This window comes from Pseudomonas sp. HN11, assembly GCF_021390155.1.
Taxonomy (GTDB): Bacteria; Pseudomonadota; Gammaproteobacteria; order Pseudomonadales; family Pseudomonadaceae; genus Aquipseudomonas.
Genome location: NZ_CP089985.1, coordinates 1,359,645 through 1,374,566 on the forward strand (window position 1 = coordinate 1,359,645; position 14,922 = coordinate 1,374,566).

Annotated in this window: 12 protein-coding genes; all 12 read left to right on the forward strand. The window is 59.4% G+C overall.

What is annotated here, in order from left to right; all coding sequences use genetic code 11:
- Window positions 1-12 precede the first annotated feature (12 nt).
- The gene (uppS, locus tag LVW35_RS06165; RefSeq protein ID WP_056857537.1) at window positions 13-768 is read left to right on the forward strand and encodes a polyprenyl diphosphate synthase; all 756 of its coding nucleotides are present in this window, start codon (window positions 13-15) and stop codon (window positions 766-768) included.
- Window positions 769-1,575 carry a phosphatidate cytidylyltransferase gene (locus tag LVW35_RS06170; RefSeq protein WP_233894262.1) on the forward strand — a complete coding sequence of 269 codons (807 nt, stop codon included), beginning with the start codon at window positions 769-771 and terminating at the stop codon, window positions 1,573-1,575.
- Entirely contained in the window at window positions 1,572-2,762 is a 1,191-nt protein-coding gene (gene ispC / locus LVW35_RS06175; RefSeq protein ID WP_233894264.1) for a 1-deoxy-D-xylulose-5-phosphate reductoisomerase, read from the forward strand. The genes LVW35_RS06170 and ispC overlap by 4 nt, the downstream gene beginning before the upstream one ends.
- 40 nt (window positions 2,763-2,802) lie before the next feature.
- Window positions 2,803-4,155 carry a sigma E protease regulator RseP gene (gene rseP / locus LVW35_RS06180; protein WP_233894266.1) on the forward strand — a complete coding sequence of 451 codons (1,353 nt, stop codon included), beginning with the start codon at window positions 2,803-2,805 and terminating at the stop codon, window positions 4,153-4,155.
- 74 nt (window positions 4,156-4,229) lie between these two features.
- Window positions 4,230-6,617, forward strand: coding sequence for an outer membrane protein assembly factor BamA (bamA, locus tag LVW35_RS06185; RefSeq protein ID WP_038849191.1), 2,388 nt, complete (start codon window positions 4,230-4,232; stop codon window positions 6,615-6,617).
- A gap of 45 nt (window positions 6,618-6,662) precedes the next feature.
- On the forward strand, window positions 6,663-7,166 hold the full coding sequence (locus LVW35_RS06190; protein ID WP_003219314.1) for an OmpH family outer membrane protein: 504 nt from the start codon (window positions 6,663-6,665) through the stop codon (window positions 7,164-7,166).
- A 3-nt stretch (window positions 7,167-7,169) separates the two neighbouring features.
- A complete protein-coding gene (gene lpxD, locus LVW35_RS06195; RefSeq protein WP_233894268.1) occupies window positions 7,170-8,225 on the forward strand; it encodes a UDP-3-O-(3-hydroxymyristoyl)glucosamine N-acyltransferase in 1,056 nt (351 codons plus the stop codon).
- A 111-nt stretch (window positions 8,226-8,336) separates the two neighbouring features.
- Window positions 8,337-8,777, forward strand: a complete 441-nt coding sequence (gene fabZ, locus LVW35_RS06200; protein WP_016976866.1) for a 3-hydroxyacyl-ACP dehydratase FabZ — start codon at window positions 8,337-8,339, stop codon at window positions 8,775-8,777.
- Entirely contained in the window at window positions 8,774-9,550 is a 777-nt protein-coding gene (lpxA, locus tag LVW35_RS06205) for an acyl-ACP--UDP-N-acetylglucosamine O-acyltransferase (RefSeq protein ID WP_233894270.1), read from the forward strand. The genes fabZ and lpxA overlap by 4 nt, the downstream gene beginning before the upstream one ends.
- A gap of 2 nt (window positions 9,551-9,552) precedes the next feature.
- Window positions 9,553-10,692: a lipid-A-disaccharide synthase gene (gene lpxB, locus LVW35_RS06210; protein ID WP_233894272.1), complete on the forward strand. Its 1,140-nt coding sequence runs from the start codon at window positions 9,553-9,555 to the stop codon at window positions 10,690-10,692.
- Entirely contained in the window at window positions 10,689-11,321 is a 633-nt protein-coding gene (rnhB, locus tag LVW35_RS06215) for a ribonuclease HII (RefSeq protein WP_233894274.1), read from the forward strand. The genes lpxB and rnhB overlap by 4 nt, the downstream gene beginning before the upstream one ends.
- A 72-nt stretch (window positions 11,322-11,393) precedes the next feature.
- Window positions 11,394-14,915 carry a DNA polymerase III subunit alpha gene (gene dnaE, locus LVW35_RS06220; RefSeq protein WP_233894276.1) on the forward strand — a complete coding sequence of 1,174 codons (3,522 nt, stop codon included), beginning with the start codon at window positions 11,394-11,396 and terminating at the stop codon, window positions 14,913-14,915.
- The last annotated feature ends 7 nt before the right edge of the window (window positions 14,916-14,922 follow it).

Genomic DNA, 14,922 nt, shown 5'->3' on the forward strand with positions numbered 1-14,922 from the left:
CAGGACGCCTTCATGGAAAAGACCAAGCAGACTGTACCCTCTGTGGTGCCGCGCCATGTCGCGATCATCATGGATGGGAATAATCGCTGGGCGAAGAAGCGCTTCATGCCGGGTGTTGCCGGGCATAAAGCGGGTGTCGATGCGGTACGGGCTGTGATCGAGGTGTGCGCCGAGGCCAAGGTCGAGGTGTTGACCTTGTTTGCCTTCTCCAGTGAGAACTGGCAGCGGCCCGCCGAAGAAGTCAGTGCCTTGATGGACCTGTTCTTCAAGGCCTTGCGTCGTGAGGCCAAGCGCCTCAATGACAACAACATCAGCCTGCGCATCATCGGCGATCGCTCACGCTTCCATCCCGAACTGCAGGCCGCCATGCGCGAAGCCGAAGCCATTACCGCTGGTAGCGACCGTTTTGTGCTGCAGATCGCCGCCAACTACGGTGGCCAGTGGGATATCGCTCAGGCCGCGCAACGCCTGGCGCGTGAAGTGCAGGCCGGTCATCTGCGGCCTGACGACATCACGCCTGAACTGTTGCAAACCTGCCTGGTGACCGGCGACCTGCCGTTGCCTGACTTGTGCATCCGTACCGGTGGTGAGCACCGCATCAGCAATTTCCTGTTGTGGCAGCTGGCCTACACCGAGCTGTACTTCTCCGACCTGTTCTGGCCGGACTTCAAACACGATGCCATGCGTAACGCACTGGCCGATTTCGCTTCCCGTCAGCGTCGCTTCGGTAAAACGAGCGAGCAGATCGAAGCTGGAGCCCGGGTTTAAATGCTTAAACAACGAATCATCACAGCACTGATCCTGTTGCCGATCGCCTTGTGTGGGTTTTTCCTGCTCGAGGGTTCCGGTTTTGCGCTGTTTATCGGCCTGGTCGTCACCCTGGGTGCCTGGGAATGGGCGCGCCTGGCGGGTTTCAGCGCGCAATTGCCGCGTGTGGTGTATGCCGCTGTCGTGGCTGCCTTGGCGTTCCTCCTGTACATCCTGCCGGACATAGCACCCTGGGTGTTGGGGGCGGCGGTGTTGTGGTGGGCGCTGGCGACATTCCTGGTGTTGACCTATCCGGGCACCAGCGGCAAGTGGTCCAGTGTGGCCTGCAAGCTGGTGATTGGTTTGTTGATCCTGCTGCCGGCGTGGCAGGGGTTGGTGGAAATCAAGCGTTACCCCATGGGTAACTGGCTGATCCTGGCGGTCATGGTGCTGGTCTGGGGTGCTGATATCGGCGCCTACTTCGCAGGCAGAGCCTTCGGCAAGCGTAAGCTGGCACCCGCGGTCAGCCCCGGCAAGAGTTGGGAGGGCGTATATGGTGGCCTGGCGTTGACCCTGGTGATCGCACTGGTCGTCGGCGTTGTGCGTGGCTGGTCGGTGAAGGAAATCTTCCTCGCGCTGCTGGCCACGGCCATTGTCGTATTCATCTCGGTGGTGGGTGACCTTACCGAGAGCATGTTCAAGCGTCAGGCCGGGATCAAGGACAGCAGCAACCTGCTGCCGGGTCATGGCGGCGTGCTGGACCGTATCGACAGCCTGACTGCGGCCATCCCGATCTTCGCTGTGCTGCTGTGGATGACTGCTTCGTGAGCCGCCTGCAACAAGTCACCGTGCTGGGTGCAACCGGCTCCGTGGGGTTGAGTACCCTGGACGTGATTGCTCGTCACCCTGATCGCTATCAAGTCTTCGCGCTCACCGGGTTCAGCCGGCTGAGTGAGCTGCTGGCGCTCTGCGTGCGTCATACGCCACGCTTCGCCGTGGTGCCTGAAGCCGTTGCGGCTCGGGGCTTGCAGGATGATCTGCGGGCGGCCGGGCTTGCCACTCAGGTATTGGTGGGGGAGGAGGGGTTGTGCCAGGTCTCGGCCGACGCCGAGGTGGATACCGTGGTCGCCGCTATCGTTGGCGCTGCGGGTTTGCGTCCGACCCTGTCCGCCGTCGATGCAGGCAAGAAGATCCTGCTGGCCAATAAAGAAGCGCTGGTCATGTCCGGTGCGCTCTTCATGCAGGCGGTACGTAAAAGTGGTGCGGTACTGCTGCCGCTGGACAGTGAGCACAACGCGATCTTCCAGTGCATGCCCAGTGACTATGCGCGTGGCCTGAGCCAGGTGGGCGTGCGCCGGATTCTGCTGACTGCCTCCGGCGGTCCGTTCCGGCAAACTCCCTTGGCTGAGCTTGAGCACGTATCGCCCGACCAGGCGTGCGCTCACCCCAACTGGTCCATGGGGCGCAAGATTTCCGTGGATTCGGCAAGCATGATGAACAAAGGGCTTGAGTTGATTGAGGCATGTTGGTTGTTCGATGCGCGTCCGGATCAGGTCGAGGTAGTGATTCACCCGCAAAGTGTGATTCATTCTCTGGTCGACTACGTGGATGGGTCGGTTTTGGCTCAGTTGGGCAACCCCGATATGCGCACCCCGATCGCCAATGCCCTTGCCTGGCCGGAGCGGATCGATTCCGGCGTAGCGCCGTTGGATCTGTTCGCTGTAGCCCGCTTGGACTTTGAAGCGCCGGACGAGCAGCGTTTTCCTTGTCTGCGCCTGGCGCGGCAAGCTGCCGAGGCGGGCAACAGCGCGCCGGCGATGCTGAATGCGGCCAATGAAGTGGCTGTGGCGGCGTTTCTCGAACGGCGCATCCGCTTTCCGCAGATCGCGAGTATCATTGAGGACGTCCTGACGCTTGAGCCGGTCGTGGCGGTGAATGATCTGGGGGCGGTATTCGAAGCCGATACCAAGGCTCGGGCCCTGGCGGAACAATGGTTGAACCGCAACGCGCGTTAGCCTGATCTTCAGGCACTGGATTGGAATGCGGAGAAATTAGATGAGTGCGCTTTACATGATTGTCGGCACCCTGGTTGCTCTGGGTGTGCTGGTTACCTTCCACGAATTCGGCCACTTCTGGGTGGCGCGTCGTTGCGGCGTCAAGGTATTGCGCTTTTCGGTCGGTTTCGGCATGCCGCTGGTACGTTGGCACGATCGCCGCGGCACCGAGTTCGTGATTGCGGCAATCCCGCTGGGTGGCTACGTCAAGATGCTCGATGAGCGTGAAGGCGAAGTTCCGGCGGATCAGTTGGATCAGTCATTCAACCGCAAGACCGTTCGTCAGCGTATCGCCATCGTCGCCGCCGGACCGATCGCCAACTTTCTGTTGGCGATGGTGTTTTTCTGGGTCTTGGCCATGCTGGGCAGCCAGCAGGTGCGTCCGGTCATCGGCGCCGTCGAGTCGGAAAGTATTGCGGCCAAGGCCGGACTGGTCGCCGGGCAGGAAATTGTTTCCATTGATGGCGAACCCACCACAGGTTGGGGCGCGGTCAATTTGCAGTTGGTGCGTCGCCTGGGTGAAAGCGGCATCGTCAATATGGTGGTGCGCGAGCAGGATTCCAGCACCGAGACCCCGCGTGAGCTTGCCCTTGACCATTGGCTCAAGGGTGCCGACGAGCCTGATCCGATCAAGTCCCTGGGCATACGTCCATGGCGTCCGGCCCTGCCGCCGGTGCTCGCCGAGCTGGACCCGAAAGGTCCGGCCCAGGCTGCTGGTCTGAAAACCGGTGATCGTCTGCTGGCCCTCGACGGCCAGGCGCTGGGCGACTGGCAGCAAGTGGTCGACCTGGTACGTGTACGCCCTGATACCAAAATTGTGCTGAAAGTTGAGCGCGACGGTGCTCAAATCGACGTTCCCGTGGCCCTGTCCGTTCGCGGGGAAGCCAAGGCGGCCGGGGGTTACCTGGGGGCCGGGGTTAAAGGTGTCGATTGGCCGCCATCGATGCTTCGCGAGGTGAGCTTCGGGCCGTTGGCAGCGATTGGTGAGGGTGCAAAACGCACTTGGACCATGAGTGTGCTGACCCTCGAATCCCTCAAGAAAATGTTGTTCGGCGAGCTCTCGGTAAAAAACTTGAGTGGACCGATAACCATTGCTAAAGTGGCGGGCGCTTCTGCCCAGTCGGGTGTCGCGGATTTCCTGAATTTCCTGGCTTATCTGAGTATCAGCCTGGGTGTTCTGAATTTGCTGCCCATTCCAGTATTGGATGGGGGGCATCTGTTGTTTTATCTGGTCGAGTGGGCGCGTGGTCGCCCCTTGTCGGATCGGGTGCAGGGTTGGGGGATACAGATCGGTATCAGTTTGGTGGTCGGGGTGATGTTATTAGCCCTGGTCAACGATCTGGGTCGACTGTAACGCTTCGCTGAATTGCGAATCTGCCGCATTTTGCGGCAGTTTGTTTATTGCCAGTTGGAATAAGAAAGGACTTCATGAAACGTCTGCTGCTAACTGCGGTTCTCACCGTATTGATGATCGCCGAAGTTCACGCCGAGTCCTTCACCATCTCCGATATTCGCGTCAATGGCCTCCAGCGGGTTTCCGCGGGTAGCGTCTTTGGTGCCTTACCGTTGAACGTCGGTGAACAGGCTGATGACCGTCGCCTGGTGGAATCCACTCGTGCGCTGTTCAAAACCGGTTTCTTTCAAGACATCCAACTGGGTCGCGAAGGCAACGTCCTGGTCATCACCGTCGTCGAGCGACCTTCCGTCGCCAGCATCGAGATCGAAGGCAACAAGGCGATCTCGACTGAAGACTTGATGAAGGGGCTGAAGCAATCCGGCCTTGCTGAGGGCGAGATCTTCCAGCGTGCCACCCTTGAAGGCGTGCGTAATGAGCTGCAGCGCCAGTACGTTGCCCAGGGCCGCTACTCCGCGACCGTGGAAACGGAAGTGGTGCCGCAGCCGCGTAACCGTGTCGGCCTCAAGGTCAACATCAATGAAGGCACTGTGGCGGCGATTCAGCACATCAACGTGGTGGGTAACACCAAGTTCGCCGATGATGACCTTATCGACCTGTTCGAACTCAAGACAACCAACTGGTTGTCGTTCTTCAAGAACGATGACAAATACGCCCGTGAAAAGCTGTCCGGTGACCTGGAGCGCCTGCGTTCCTACTACCTGGACCGTGGCTATATCAATATGGATATCGCTTCGACCCAGGTGTCCATCACCCCGGACAAGAAGCACGTCTACATCACCGTCAACGTCAACGAAGGCGAGAAGTACAAGGTTCGTGACGTGAAGCTGAGCGGCGACCTGAAAGTGCCTGAAGACCAGGTCAAGGCGCTGTTGCTGGTGCAGAAGGACCAAGTGTTCTCGCGCAAGCTGATGACCACTACTTCCGAACTGATCACCCGCCGCCTGGGTAACGAAGGCTACACCTTCGCCAACGTCAATGGCGTGCCAACTCCCCATGATGATGACCACACCGTGGACATCACCTTTGTGGTCGATCCAGGCAAGCGTGCCTACGTGAACCGTATCAACTTCCGTGGCAACACCAAGTCTGCGGACGAAGTGCTGCGTCGCGAAATGCGTCAGATGGAAGGTGGCTGGGCGTCGACTTACCTGATCGACCAGTCCAAGACCCGTCTTGAGCGTCTGGGCTTCTTCAAGGAAGTCAACGTCGAAACCCCGGCCGTACCGGGTGTGGATGATCAGGTTGACGTGAACTATGCCGTGGAAGAACAAGCATCGGGCTCCATCACCGCCAGTGTCGGCTTCGCTCAGAGCGCCGGTCTGATCCTCGGTGGTTCGATCACCCAGAACAACTTCCTGGGTACTGGTAACCGCGTTTCCATTGGCCTGACCCGAAGCGAATACCAGAGCCGATACAACTTCGGTTATACCGACCCCTACTGGACTGCTGACGGTGTGAGCCTGGGCTACAACGCCTTCTACCGCACCACCGACTACAAAGACCTCGACGTAGACGTTGCAAGCTATGCGATCGACAGCCTCGGCGCCGGTGTGAACATCGGTTACCCGATCAGCGAGACTTCGCGTCTGACGTTCGGCTTGACTGCGCAACAGGATGAGATCAAGACCGGTGTGTACACCGTGGACGAAATCTTTGACTTTACCCGTCGCGAAGGTGACAAGTTCCTGAACTTCAAGGCGTCTGCCGGCTGGTCCGAGTCGACCCTGAACAAAGGTGTGTTGGCGACCCGGGGACATTCCCAGAGCCTGACCCTGGAAACCACCACGCCGGGCAGTGACCTGTCGTTCTTCAAACTCGACTACCGTGGTCAGTTGTTCACGCCTTTGAGCGACAACTACACCATGCGCCTGCACACTGAGCTGGGTTACGGCGATGGTTATGGCTCCACCAATGGTCTACCGTTCTACGAGAACTACTACGCGGGTGGCTTCAACTCCGTACGTGGTTTCAAAGACAGCACCTTGGGCCCACGTGGTACTCCAAGCCGTGGTGTTGGCGTTACCGGTAACCAGGGCACTGTAGTGGACTCCGATGACGATCCGCTGCCGTTCGGTGGTAACGTGTTGATCCAGGGTGGTGCGGAGATCCTGTTCCCGCTGCCATTCGTGAAAGATCAGCGTTCTCTGCGGACTTCGGTCTTCTGGGATGTGGGTAACGTGTTCGACTCCAAGTGCGAGCAGATTCGTAACCCGAGCGGCGTGAAGTCCAACACCCAGTGCAACGACGTGAGCCTGAGCAACCTGGCAAGCTCCGTGGGTGTGGGTGTGACCTGGGTGACTGCGCTTGGCCCATTGAGCTTTGCTCTGGCCATGCCGATCAAGAAACCGGATAACGCTGAAACCCAGATTTTCCAATTCTCCCTCGGCCAGACGTTCTAAGCGTCTGACCTAAGATAACGACAACGGATTCTGTAGGAGTACATCGTGCGTAAGTTGACTCAATTGGTACTGCTGGCAACCGTGCTGGTAGCGACCCCGGCCTTCGCCGAAATGAAAATTGCCGTGCTGAACTATCAGATGGCCCTGCTGGAATCCGACGCGGCCAAGAAGTATGCCGTGGATGCCGAGAAGAAATTCGGTCCGCAACTGACCAAGCTCAAGACCCTGGAAAGCAGCGCCAAGGGCATCCAGGATCGTCTGGTAGCCGGTGGCGACAAGATGCAGCAAGGCGAGCGCGAGCGTCTGGAGCTTGAATTCAAGCAAAAGGCCCGTGACTACCAGTTCCAGTCCAAGGAATTGAACGAAGCCAAGGCTGTTGCTGACCGTGAAATGCTGAAACAACTGAAGCCGAAACTCGACAGCGCTGTGGAAGAAGTCATCAAGAAAGGTGCCTTTGACCTGGTGTTCGAGCGTGGCGCTGTGATCGACGTCAAGCCTCAATACGACATCACCCGTCAGGTGATCGAGCGCATGAACCAGCTGAAGTAAGCCATGACCGCGACTATCAGGCTCGGCGAGTTGGCCGAGTTCCTGGGGGCCACTTTACGTGGCTCCCCGGAGAAAGAAATCACTGGGCTAGCCACCTTGCAGGAGGCTGGCCCAGCTCAGTTGAGCTTCCTCGCAAACCCCCAATACCGTAAATACCTGATCGATTGCCAGGCCGCAGCCGTATTGCTGAAGGCCGATGATGCCGAGGGGTATGCGGGGGATGCGTTGGTGGTGGCCGATCCGTACCTCTCGTACGCGAAAGCGTCGCACCTGTTCGATCCGAAACCCAAGGCTGCCAGCGGTGTTCACCCGTCGGCGGTGATCGCCGATGATGCCCAGGTTGATCCTGCGGCCAGCGTCGGTCCTTTTGCGGTGATCGAGAGTGGTGCACGCATTGCGGCCGGTGTAACGATCGGTGCTCATTGCTTTGTCGGTGCACGCTGCGAAATCGGCGCCGACGGTTGGCTCGCGCCTCGCGTGACCCTTTACCACGATGTGCGTATCGGTGAGCGTGTGGTCATCCAATCGGGTGCCGTGATCGGGGGGGAAGGCTTCGGCTTTGCCAACGCCAAGGGCATCTGGAACAAGATTGCCCAGGTCGGCGGCGTATTGATCGGTGACGATGTGGAAATCGGCGTGAACACCGCTGTCGATCGCGGGGCCCTGGCCGATACCGTGATCGGCAACGGCGTGAAGCTCGACAACCAGATCCAGATCGCCCACAACGTACAGATTGGCGATCACACCGCCATGGCGGCCTGTGTGGGTATCTCCGGCAGCACCAAGATCGGCAAGCATTGCATGCTCGCCGGGGGCGTCGGGCTGGTGGGGCATATCGATATTTGCGACAACGTCTTCATCACCGGCATGACCATGGTCACCCACTCGATCACCGAGCCAGGGGCCTATTCTTCCGGTACCGCCATGCAGCCCGCGGCCGAGTGGCGCAAGAGTGCAGCACGATTGAGGCAGCTTGACGACATGGCTCGACGCCTCAAACAGCTGGAAAAGCGTGTTGGGGACGTGACCCCTGGCGGTAATGCTTCATCAGAAGGCTGATACCATTTCCATATCAAGTGTGCACAGCCGCTAGACTGCCTCCTTGATTTGCTAGCGGGGCGTGCGCTTAGTTCGCCCGCCCCCAATCTTTATTACAGGCTTCCCCCCGAAATGATGGACATCAACGAGATTCGCGAATACCTGCCTCACCGTTACCCGTTCCTGCTGGTGGATCGCGTAGTGGACCTCAACATCGAGGAAAAGCGCATTCGTGCCTACAAGAATGTCAGCATCAACGAACCGTTCTTCAACGGTCACTTTCCCGCGCATCCCATCATGCCGGGCGTGTTGATCATTGAAGCAATGGCCCAGGCTGCCGGTATCCTTGGTTTCAAAATGCTCGACCTCAAGCCTGCCGACGGCACGCTCTACTATTTCGTGGGTTCCGACAAGTTGCGTTTCCGCAACCCGGTCACCCCGGGTGACCAGTTGATCCTGGAAGCCAAGTTCATCAGCTGCAAGCGTCAGATCTGGAAGTTCGAATGCCAGGCCTCGGTCGACGGCAAGCCGGTGTGCTCCGCCGAGATCATCTGTGCGGAACGCAAACTATGAGTTTGATTGACCCTCGCGCAATCATCGATCCGTCGGCCGTTCTGGCCGCCGACGTTGAGGTCGGCCCTTGGTCGATCATCGGCGCAGGTGTGGAAATCGGCGAGGGGACTGTCATCGGGCCGCACGTGATCCTCAAAGGTCCGACCCGCATTGGCAAACACAATCGCATCTACCAGTTCTCATCGGTAGGCGAAGACACCCCGGACATGAAGTACAAGGGTGAAGAGACGCGCCTGGTAATCGGTGATCACAACATCATCCGTGAAGGCGTGACCATTCACCGTGGCACGGTGCAGGACCGGGCCGAGACCACCCTGGGTGATCACAACCTGGTCATGGCCTACGCGCACATCGGCCACGACAGCGTCATCGGCAACCATTGCATCCTGGTCAACAACACTGCGTTGGCCGGGCATGTGCACGTTGACGATTGGGCGATCCTGTCCGGTTTCACCCTGGTGCATCAGTACTGCCATATCGGCGCTCACAGCTTTTCCGGCATGGGTACCGCCATTGGCAAGGATGTTCCGGCGTTCGTCACGGTTTTCGGCAACCCGGCTGAAGCGCGCAGCATGAACTTCGAAGGCATGCGCCGACGCGGTTTCAGCGAAGACGCCATCCATGCCCTACGCCGCGCCTACAAGGTGGTTTACCGCCAGGGGCTCACGGTAGAGCAGGCCTTGACCCAATTGTCCGAGCCGGCAGCGTTGTTCCCGGAAGTCGCGGTGTTCCGTGACTCGATCCAGGCGTCGACTCGCGGCATCACCCGCTGATCATGGCCAATCTGCGTATCGCGCTGGTGGCCGGGGAAGCTTCCGGCGACATACTGGGCGCAGGTCTCATGCGGGCCCTCAAGGCCCAGCATCCGGCGATTGAATTTATTGGTGTCGGCGGCCCGCTGATGCAGGCTGAAGGGCTCACTTCCTACTTCCCCATGGAGCGTTTGTCGGTCATGGGGTTGGTCGAGGTGCTGGGTCGTTTGCGAGAGCTGCTGGCCCGCCGCAAACTGCTGATCCAGACCCTGATCGAAGAAAAGCCCGATGTGTTCATCGGCATCGATGCGCCGGACTTCACCCTCAATATCGAACTCAAACTGCGCCAGGCCGGCATCAAGACTGTGCACTACGTCAGCCCGTCCGTGTGGGCATGGCGGCAGAAGCGCGTGCTCAAGATTCGCGAGGGCTGCGACCTGATGCTGACCTTGCTGCCGTTCGAGGCCAGGTTCTACGAAGAGAAAGGCGTGCCGGTACGGTTTGTCGGGCATACCCTGGCCGACACCATTCCGTTGCAGGCTGACCGCGCCGCCGCGCGTGCCGAACTCGGCTTGCCCGACGGCCCGTTGGTCGCGCTGATGCCCGGCAGTCGTGGTGGTGAAGTCGGCCGCCTGGCCTCTGTATTCTTTGATGCCGCCGAGCGTCTGCAAGCGTTCAAGCCAGGCATACGTTTCGTGCTGCCTTGCGCGAGCCCGCAGCGTCGCGCGCAGATCGAAGCGATGCTGGAGGGCCACAACCTGCCGTTGACCCTGCTCGACGGCCAATCACACTTGGCCCTTGCGGCGTGTGATGCCGTGCTGATCGCTTCTGGCACGGCGACCCTGGAGGCCTTGTTGTACAAGCGCCCGATGGTCGTGGCCTACCGCCTCGCGCCGCTGACATTCTGGATTCTCAAGCGCATGGTCAAAAGCCCTTACATCTCCCTGCCGAACTTGCTGGCCCAGCGCCTGCTGGTGCCAGAGTTGTTGCAGGACGATGCAACGCCTGAGGCCCTCGCGCAAACTCTACTACCCTTGATCGACGGCGGCGAAGAACAGACCCGAGGTTTCGACGATATCCATCGCATACTGCGCCGTGATGCCTCGAACCAAGCGGCGGACGCCGTGTTGACCTTGATCGGCCAGAAACAGGAAGTCTTATGACGACGCAAATGGGCCTGGATTTCAGCCTGGTTGCCGAAGCCCACGAACTGGTCGCTGGTGTCGACGAAGTCGGGCGTGGGCCTTTGTGCGGTGCCGTGGTCACGGCGGCGGTGATCCTCGATCCGAACCGCCCGATCCTCGGCCTCAACGACTCGAAGAAACTCACTGAGGCGCGCCGCGAAAAGCTCTACGACGAGATCGTCGAAAAAGCCCTGAGCTGGCACATAGCCCGGGCTGAAGTCGAAGAAATCGACGAACTGAACATTCTCCACGCCACCATGCTCGCGATGCAGCGTGCGGTTGAAGGCCTGCACATCACGCCAAAAATGGCGATGATCGATGGTAACCGTTGCCCGAAGCTGGCCATGCCTTCTGAGGCGGTGGTGAAGGGTGATAGCAAGGTACCTGCCATCGCAGCCGCCTCGATCCTGGCCAAAGTCAGCCGTGATCGTGAAATGGCCGCATTCGAATTGATCTACCCCGGCTACGGCATTGGCGGGCATAAAGGCTATCCGACGCCCGTTCATCTGGAAGCCCTGGCTCGCCTGGGCCCGACGCCGATCCATCGCCGCTCGTTCGCCCCGGTGCGCCAGGCTTATGAGTTGCGCGAGAGTCTCAGCGAGGTGTAGTCGCGAGGCTGATGTTTTGCTCAAGGCCCGGTACAATCCGGGCCTTGTTGTTTCCACGTATAAGAGATCACTATGCCGGCTTCATTCGTTCACCTACGCCTGCACACTGAATACTCCCTGGTCGACGGCCTGGTACGGATCAAACCACTGGTCAAGACCCTGGTGGGCATGAACATGCCTGCGGTGGCGGTGACCGATCAGAACAACATGTGTTCCCTGGTCAAGTTCTACAAGAACGCCATGGGTGCCGGCATCAAACCGATCTGCGGTGCTGACCTGTGGCTGTCCAACAAAGACCCCGATAACCCCCTGAGCCGCATAAGCCTGTTGGCGATGAACGGCGTGGGTTATCGCAACCTCACCGAACTGATTTCCCGTGGTTTCATCGACGGCCAGCGCAACGGCTCGATCATCATCGAGCGCGAATGGGTCGCCGAGGCCAGCGAAGGCCTGATCATGTTGTCGGCCGCCAAAGAAGGCGAGATCGGTATCGCGTTGCTGGGCGGCAACCCGCAGGAAGCCGAAGTACTGGCCAAGGAGTGGATGCAGGTTTTCCCTGACCGTTTCTACCTGGAAGTCCAGCGCACCAATCGCCCCAACGATGAAGAACACCTGCACGCCGCGGTGGCCCTGGCCGACAAGCTGGGTGCGCCGCTGGTCGCCACCAACGATGTGCGTTTCATCAAGAAAGAAGACTTCGAGGCCCACGAAACCCGCGTGTGCATCGGTGAAGGCCGGGCCCTGGATGACCCGCGTCGCTCTAAGAACTACAGCGAAGAGCAGTACCTCAAAAGCGCCGACGAGATGGCCGAGTTGTTCAGCGACCTGCCCGAGGCCCTGGAAAACTCGGTCGAAATCGCCAAGCGCTGCAACATCGAAGTCAAGTTGGGCAAACACTTCCTGCCCAACTTCCCGATTCCGGATGGGATGACCATCGATGAGTACTTTCGCAAGGTCTCGTTCGACGGCCTTGAGGAGCGGTTGTCTGTTCTGCTGCCCAAGGACACCACCGAAGACTATGACGCCAAGCGCCAGGTCTACGTCGATCGGCTGAATTTCGAGCTGGATATCATCATCCAGATGGGGTTCCCCGGTTACTTCCTGATCGTGATGGACTTTATCCAGTGGGCCAAGAATAACGGCGTGCCGGTAGGGCCTGGCCGGGGGTCAGGTGCTGGCTCGCTGGTGGCCTATGTGCAGAAGATTACCGACCTCGATCCGCTGGAATATGACCTGCTGTTCGAACGGTTCCTGAACCCGGAACGGGTTTCCATGCCCGACTTCGACGTCGACTTCTGCATGGACGGCCGTGACCGCGTGATCGATTACGTGGCCGAGAAGTACGGTCGCAACGCGGTGAGCCAGATCATCACCTTCGGTTCCATGGCGGCGAAAGCGGTAATCCGCGACGTGGCCCGGGTGCAGGGCAAGTCCTACGGCCTGGCGGATCGCCTGTCGAAGATGATCCCGTTCGAAGTCGGCATGACTCTGGAAAAGGCCTACGAGCAGGAAGAAATCCTGCGCGACTTCATCAAGGTCGATGAAGAAGCGGCCGAAATCTGGGAGATGGCCCGCAAGCTTGAGGGCGTGGTGCGTAACGTCGGCAAGCACGCCGGTGGCGTGGTTATTGCGCCTACAAAGCTCACCGACTTTTCGCCGATCTATTGCGATGAAGAAGGCGACGGCCTGGTCACCCAGTTCGACAAGGACGACGTGGAGGCGGCCGGTCTGGTGAAGTTCGACTTCCTCGGCCTGCGGACCCTGACCATCATTGACTGGGCGCTCAAGACCATCAACCGCGACCGCGCCAAGGTGGGCGAGGAACCGCTGGATATTGCCTTCATCCCGCTGGACGACAAGCCGACGTACACCCTGCTGCAAAAAGCCGAGACCACGGCGGTGTTCCAGCTTGAATCGCGCGGTATGAAAGAGCTGATCAAAAAGCTCAAGCCCGACTGCCTGGAAGACTTGATCGCACTGGTGGCCCTGTTCCGTCCGGGCCCGCTGCAATCGGGCATGGTAGACGACTTCATCAACCGTAAGCACGGTCGCGCCGAGTTGGCGTACCCGCACTCGGATTACCAATACGAAGGCCTCAAGCCGGTATTGGCGCCGACCTACGGCATCATCCTGTACCAGGAACAGGTGATGCAGATCGCCCAGGTGATGGCCGGTTACACCCTCGGCGGCGCGGACATGCTGCGTCGCGCCATGGGTAAGAAAAAACCCGAGGAAATGGCCAAGCAGCGTGGCGGTTTCATTGAAGGTTGCGCCACCAACAATATCGACGCGGACCTGGCGGGTAACATCTTCGACCTGGTAGAGAAATTCGCCGGTTATGGCTTCAACAAATCCCACTCCGCCGCCTACGGCCTGGTGTCGTACCAGACTGCCTGGCTGAAAGCCCACTACCCGGCGCCGTTCATGGCGGCGGTACTCTCGGCGGATATGCACAACACCGATAAGGTTGTGACCTTGATCGAGGAAGTGCGCACCATGAAGCTGCGCCTCGACGCGCCGGACGTGAACGCCTCGGAGTTCAAGTTCACGGTGAACGACGAAGGTCGCATCATTTATGGTTTGGGCGCGATCAAGGGCGTGGGTGAAGGCCCGGTGGAAGCCATCACCGAAGCGCGCGAGGACGGGCCGTTCAAGGACCTGTTCGACTTCTGCGCGCGGGTCGACCTCAAGCGCATCAACAAACGGACCCTCGATGGCCTGATCCGCAGCGGCGCGCTCGACCGTCTCGGCCCGTATTTCCATGATGAGCCCAAAGCCTACCAGGCGAATATCGACCGCAACCGTGCGGTGCTGCTTGCGGCTATGGAAGAAGCGATCAAGGCTGCCGAACAGACCGCCCGCACCCATGACAGCGGCCATGCCGACCTGTTTGGCGGATTGTTCGTTGAAGAAGACGCGGATGTGTACGCAAACCACCGTAAAGCCAAGGAACTGACGCTAAAAGAGCGCCTCAAGGGTGAGAAAGACACCCTCGGCCTGTACCTCACCGGCCATCCGATTGACGAATACGAAGGTGAAATCCGCCGTTTCGCCCGTCAGCGCATCATCGACCTGAAACCCGCGCGGGACACCCAGACTGTCGCTGGCATGATCATCGCCCTGCGGGTGATGAAGAACAAAAAGGGCGACAAGATGGGCTTTATCACCCTCGACGACCGTTCCGGGCGTATCGAAGCCTCGCTGTTTGCCGACGCATTCCACTCTGCGCAGTCGCTGTTGCAGACCGATGCCATGGTGGTGGTGGAAGGGGAGGTGAGCAACGATGACTTCTCCGGCGGCCTGCGCCTGCGGATCAAGCGGGTGATGAGCATGGAAGATGCGCGCACCAATCTGGCCGAAAGCCTGCGCTTGAAGGTGAAAACTGAAGCGCTTAAAGGCGATCAGCTACGCTGGTTGGGTGACTTGCTCAAACGCCACCGTGGCGCGTGCCCGGTGACCATGGAGTACACCGGCTGTGACGCCAAGGCCATGTTGCAGTTTGGCGAGACTTGGCGAATTGATCCGGCTGACGGCTTGATTCAAGCATTGCGTGACCAGTTCGGCCGTGACAACGTCTTCCTCCAATACCGTTGACGGTCAG

Bases quoted from the DNA above. Each gene is read 5' to 3' on its own strand.
- lpxA (WP_233894270.1), top strand. From the start codon at position 8,774: ATGAGTTTGATTGACCCTCGCGCAATCATCGATCCGTCGGCCGTTCTG.
- dnaE (WP_233894276.1), top strand. From the start codon at position 11,394: ATGCCGGCTTCATTCGTTCACCTACGCCTGCACACTGAATACTCCCTG.
- rnhB (WP_233894274.1), top strand. From the start codon at position 10,689: ATGACGACGCAAATGGGCCTGGATTTCAGCCTGGTTGCCGAAGCCCAC.
- LVW35_RS06170 (WP_233894262.1), top strand. From the start codon at position 769: ATGCTTAAACAACGAATCATCACAGCACTGATCCTGTTGCCGATCGCC.
- fabZ (WP_016976866.1), top strand. From the start codon at position 8,337: ATGATGGACATCAACGAGATTCGCGAATACCTGCCTCACCGTTACCCG.
- rseP (WP_233894266.1), top strand. From the start codon at position 2,803: ATGAGTGCGCTTTACATGATTGTCGGCACCCTGGTTGCTCTGGGTGTG.
- lpxB (WP_233894272.1), top strand. From the start codon at position 9,553: ATGGCCAATCTGCGTATCGCGCTGGTGGCCGGGGAAGCTTCCGGCGAC.
- uppS (WP_056857537.1), top strand. From the start codon at position 13: ATGGAAAAGACCAAGCAGACTGTACCCTCTGTGGTGCCGCGCCATGTC.
- bamA (WP_038849191.1), top strand. From the start codon at position 4,230: ATGAAACGTCTGCTGCTAACTGCGGTTCTCACCGTATTGATGATCGCC.
- lpxD (WP_233894268.1), top strand. From the start codon at position 7,170: ATGACCGCGACTATCAGGCTCGGCGAGTTGGCCGAGTTCCTGGGGGCC.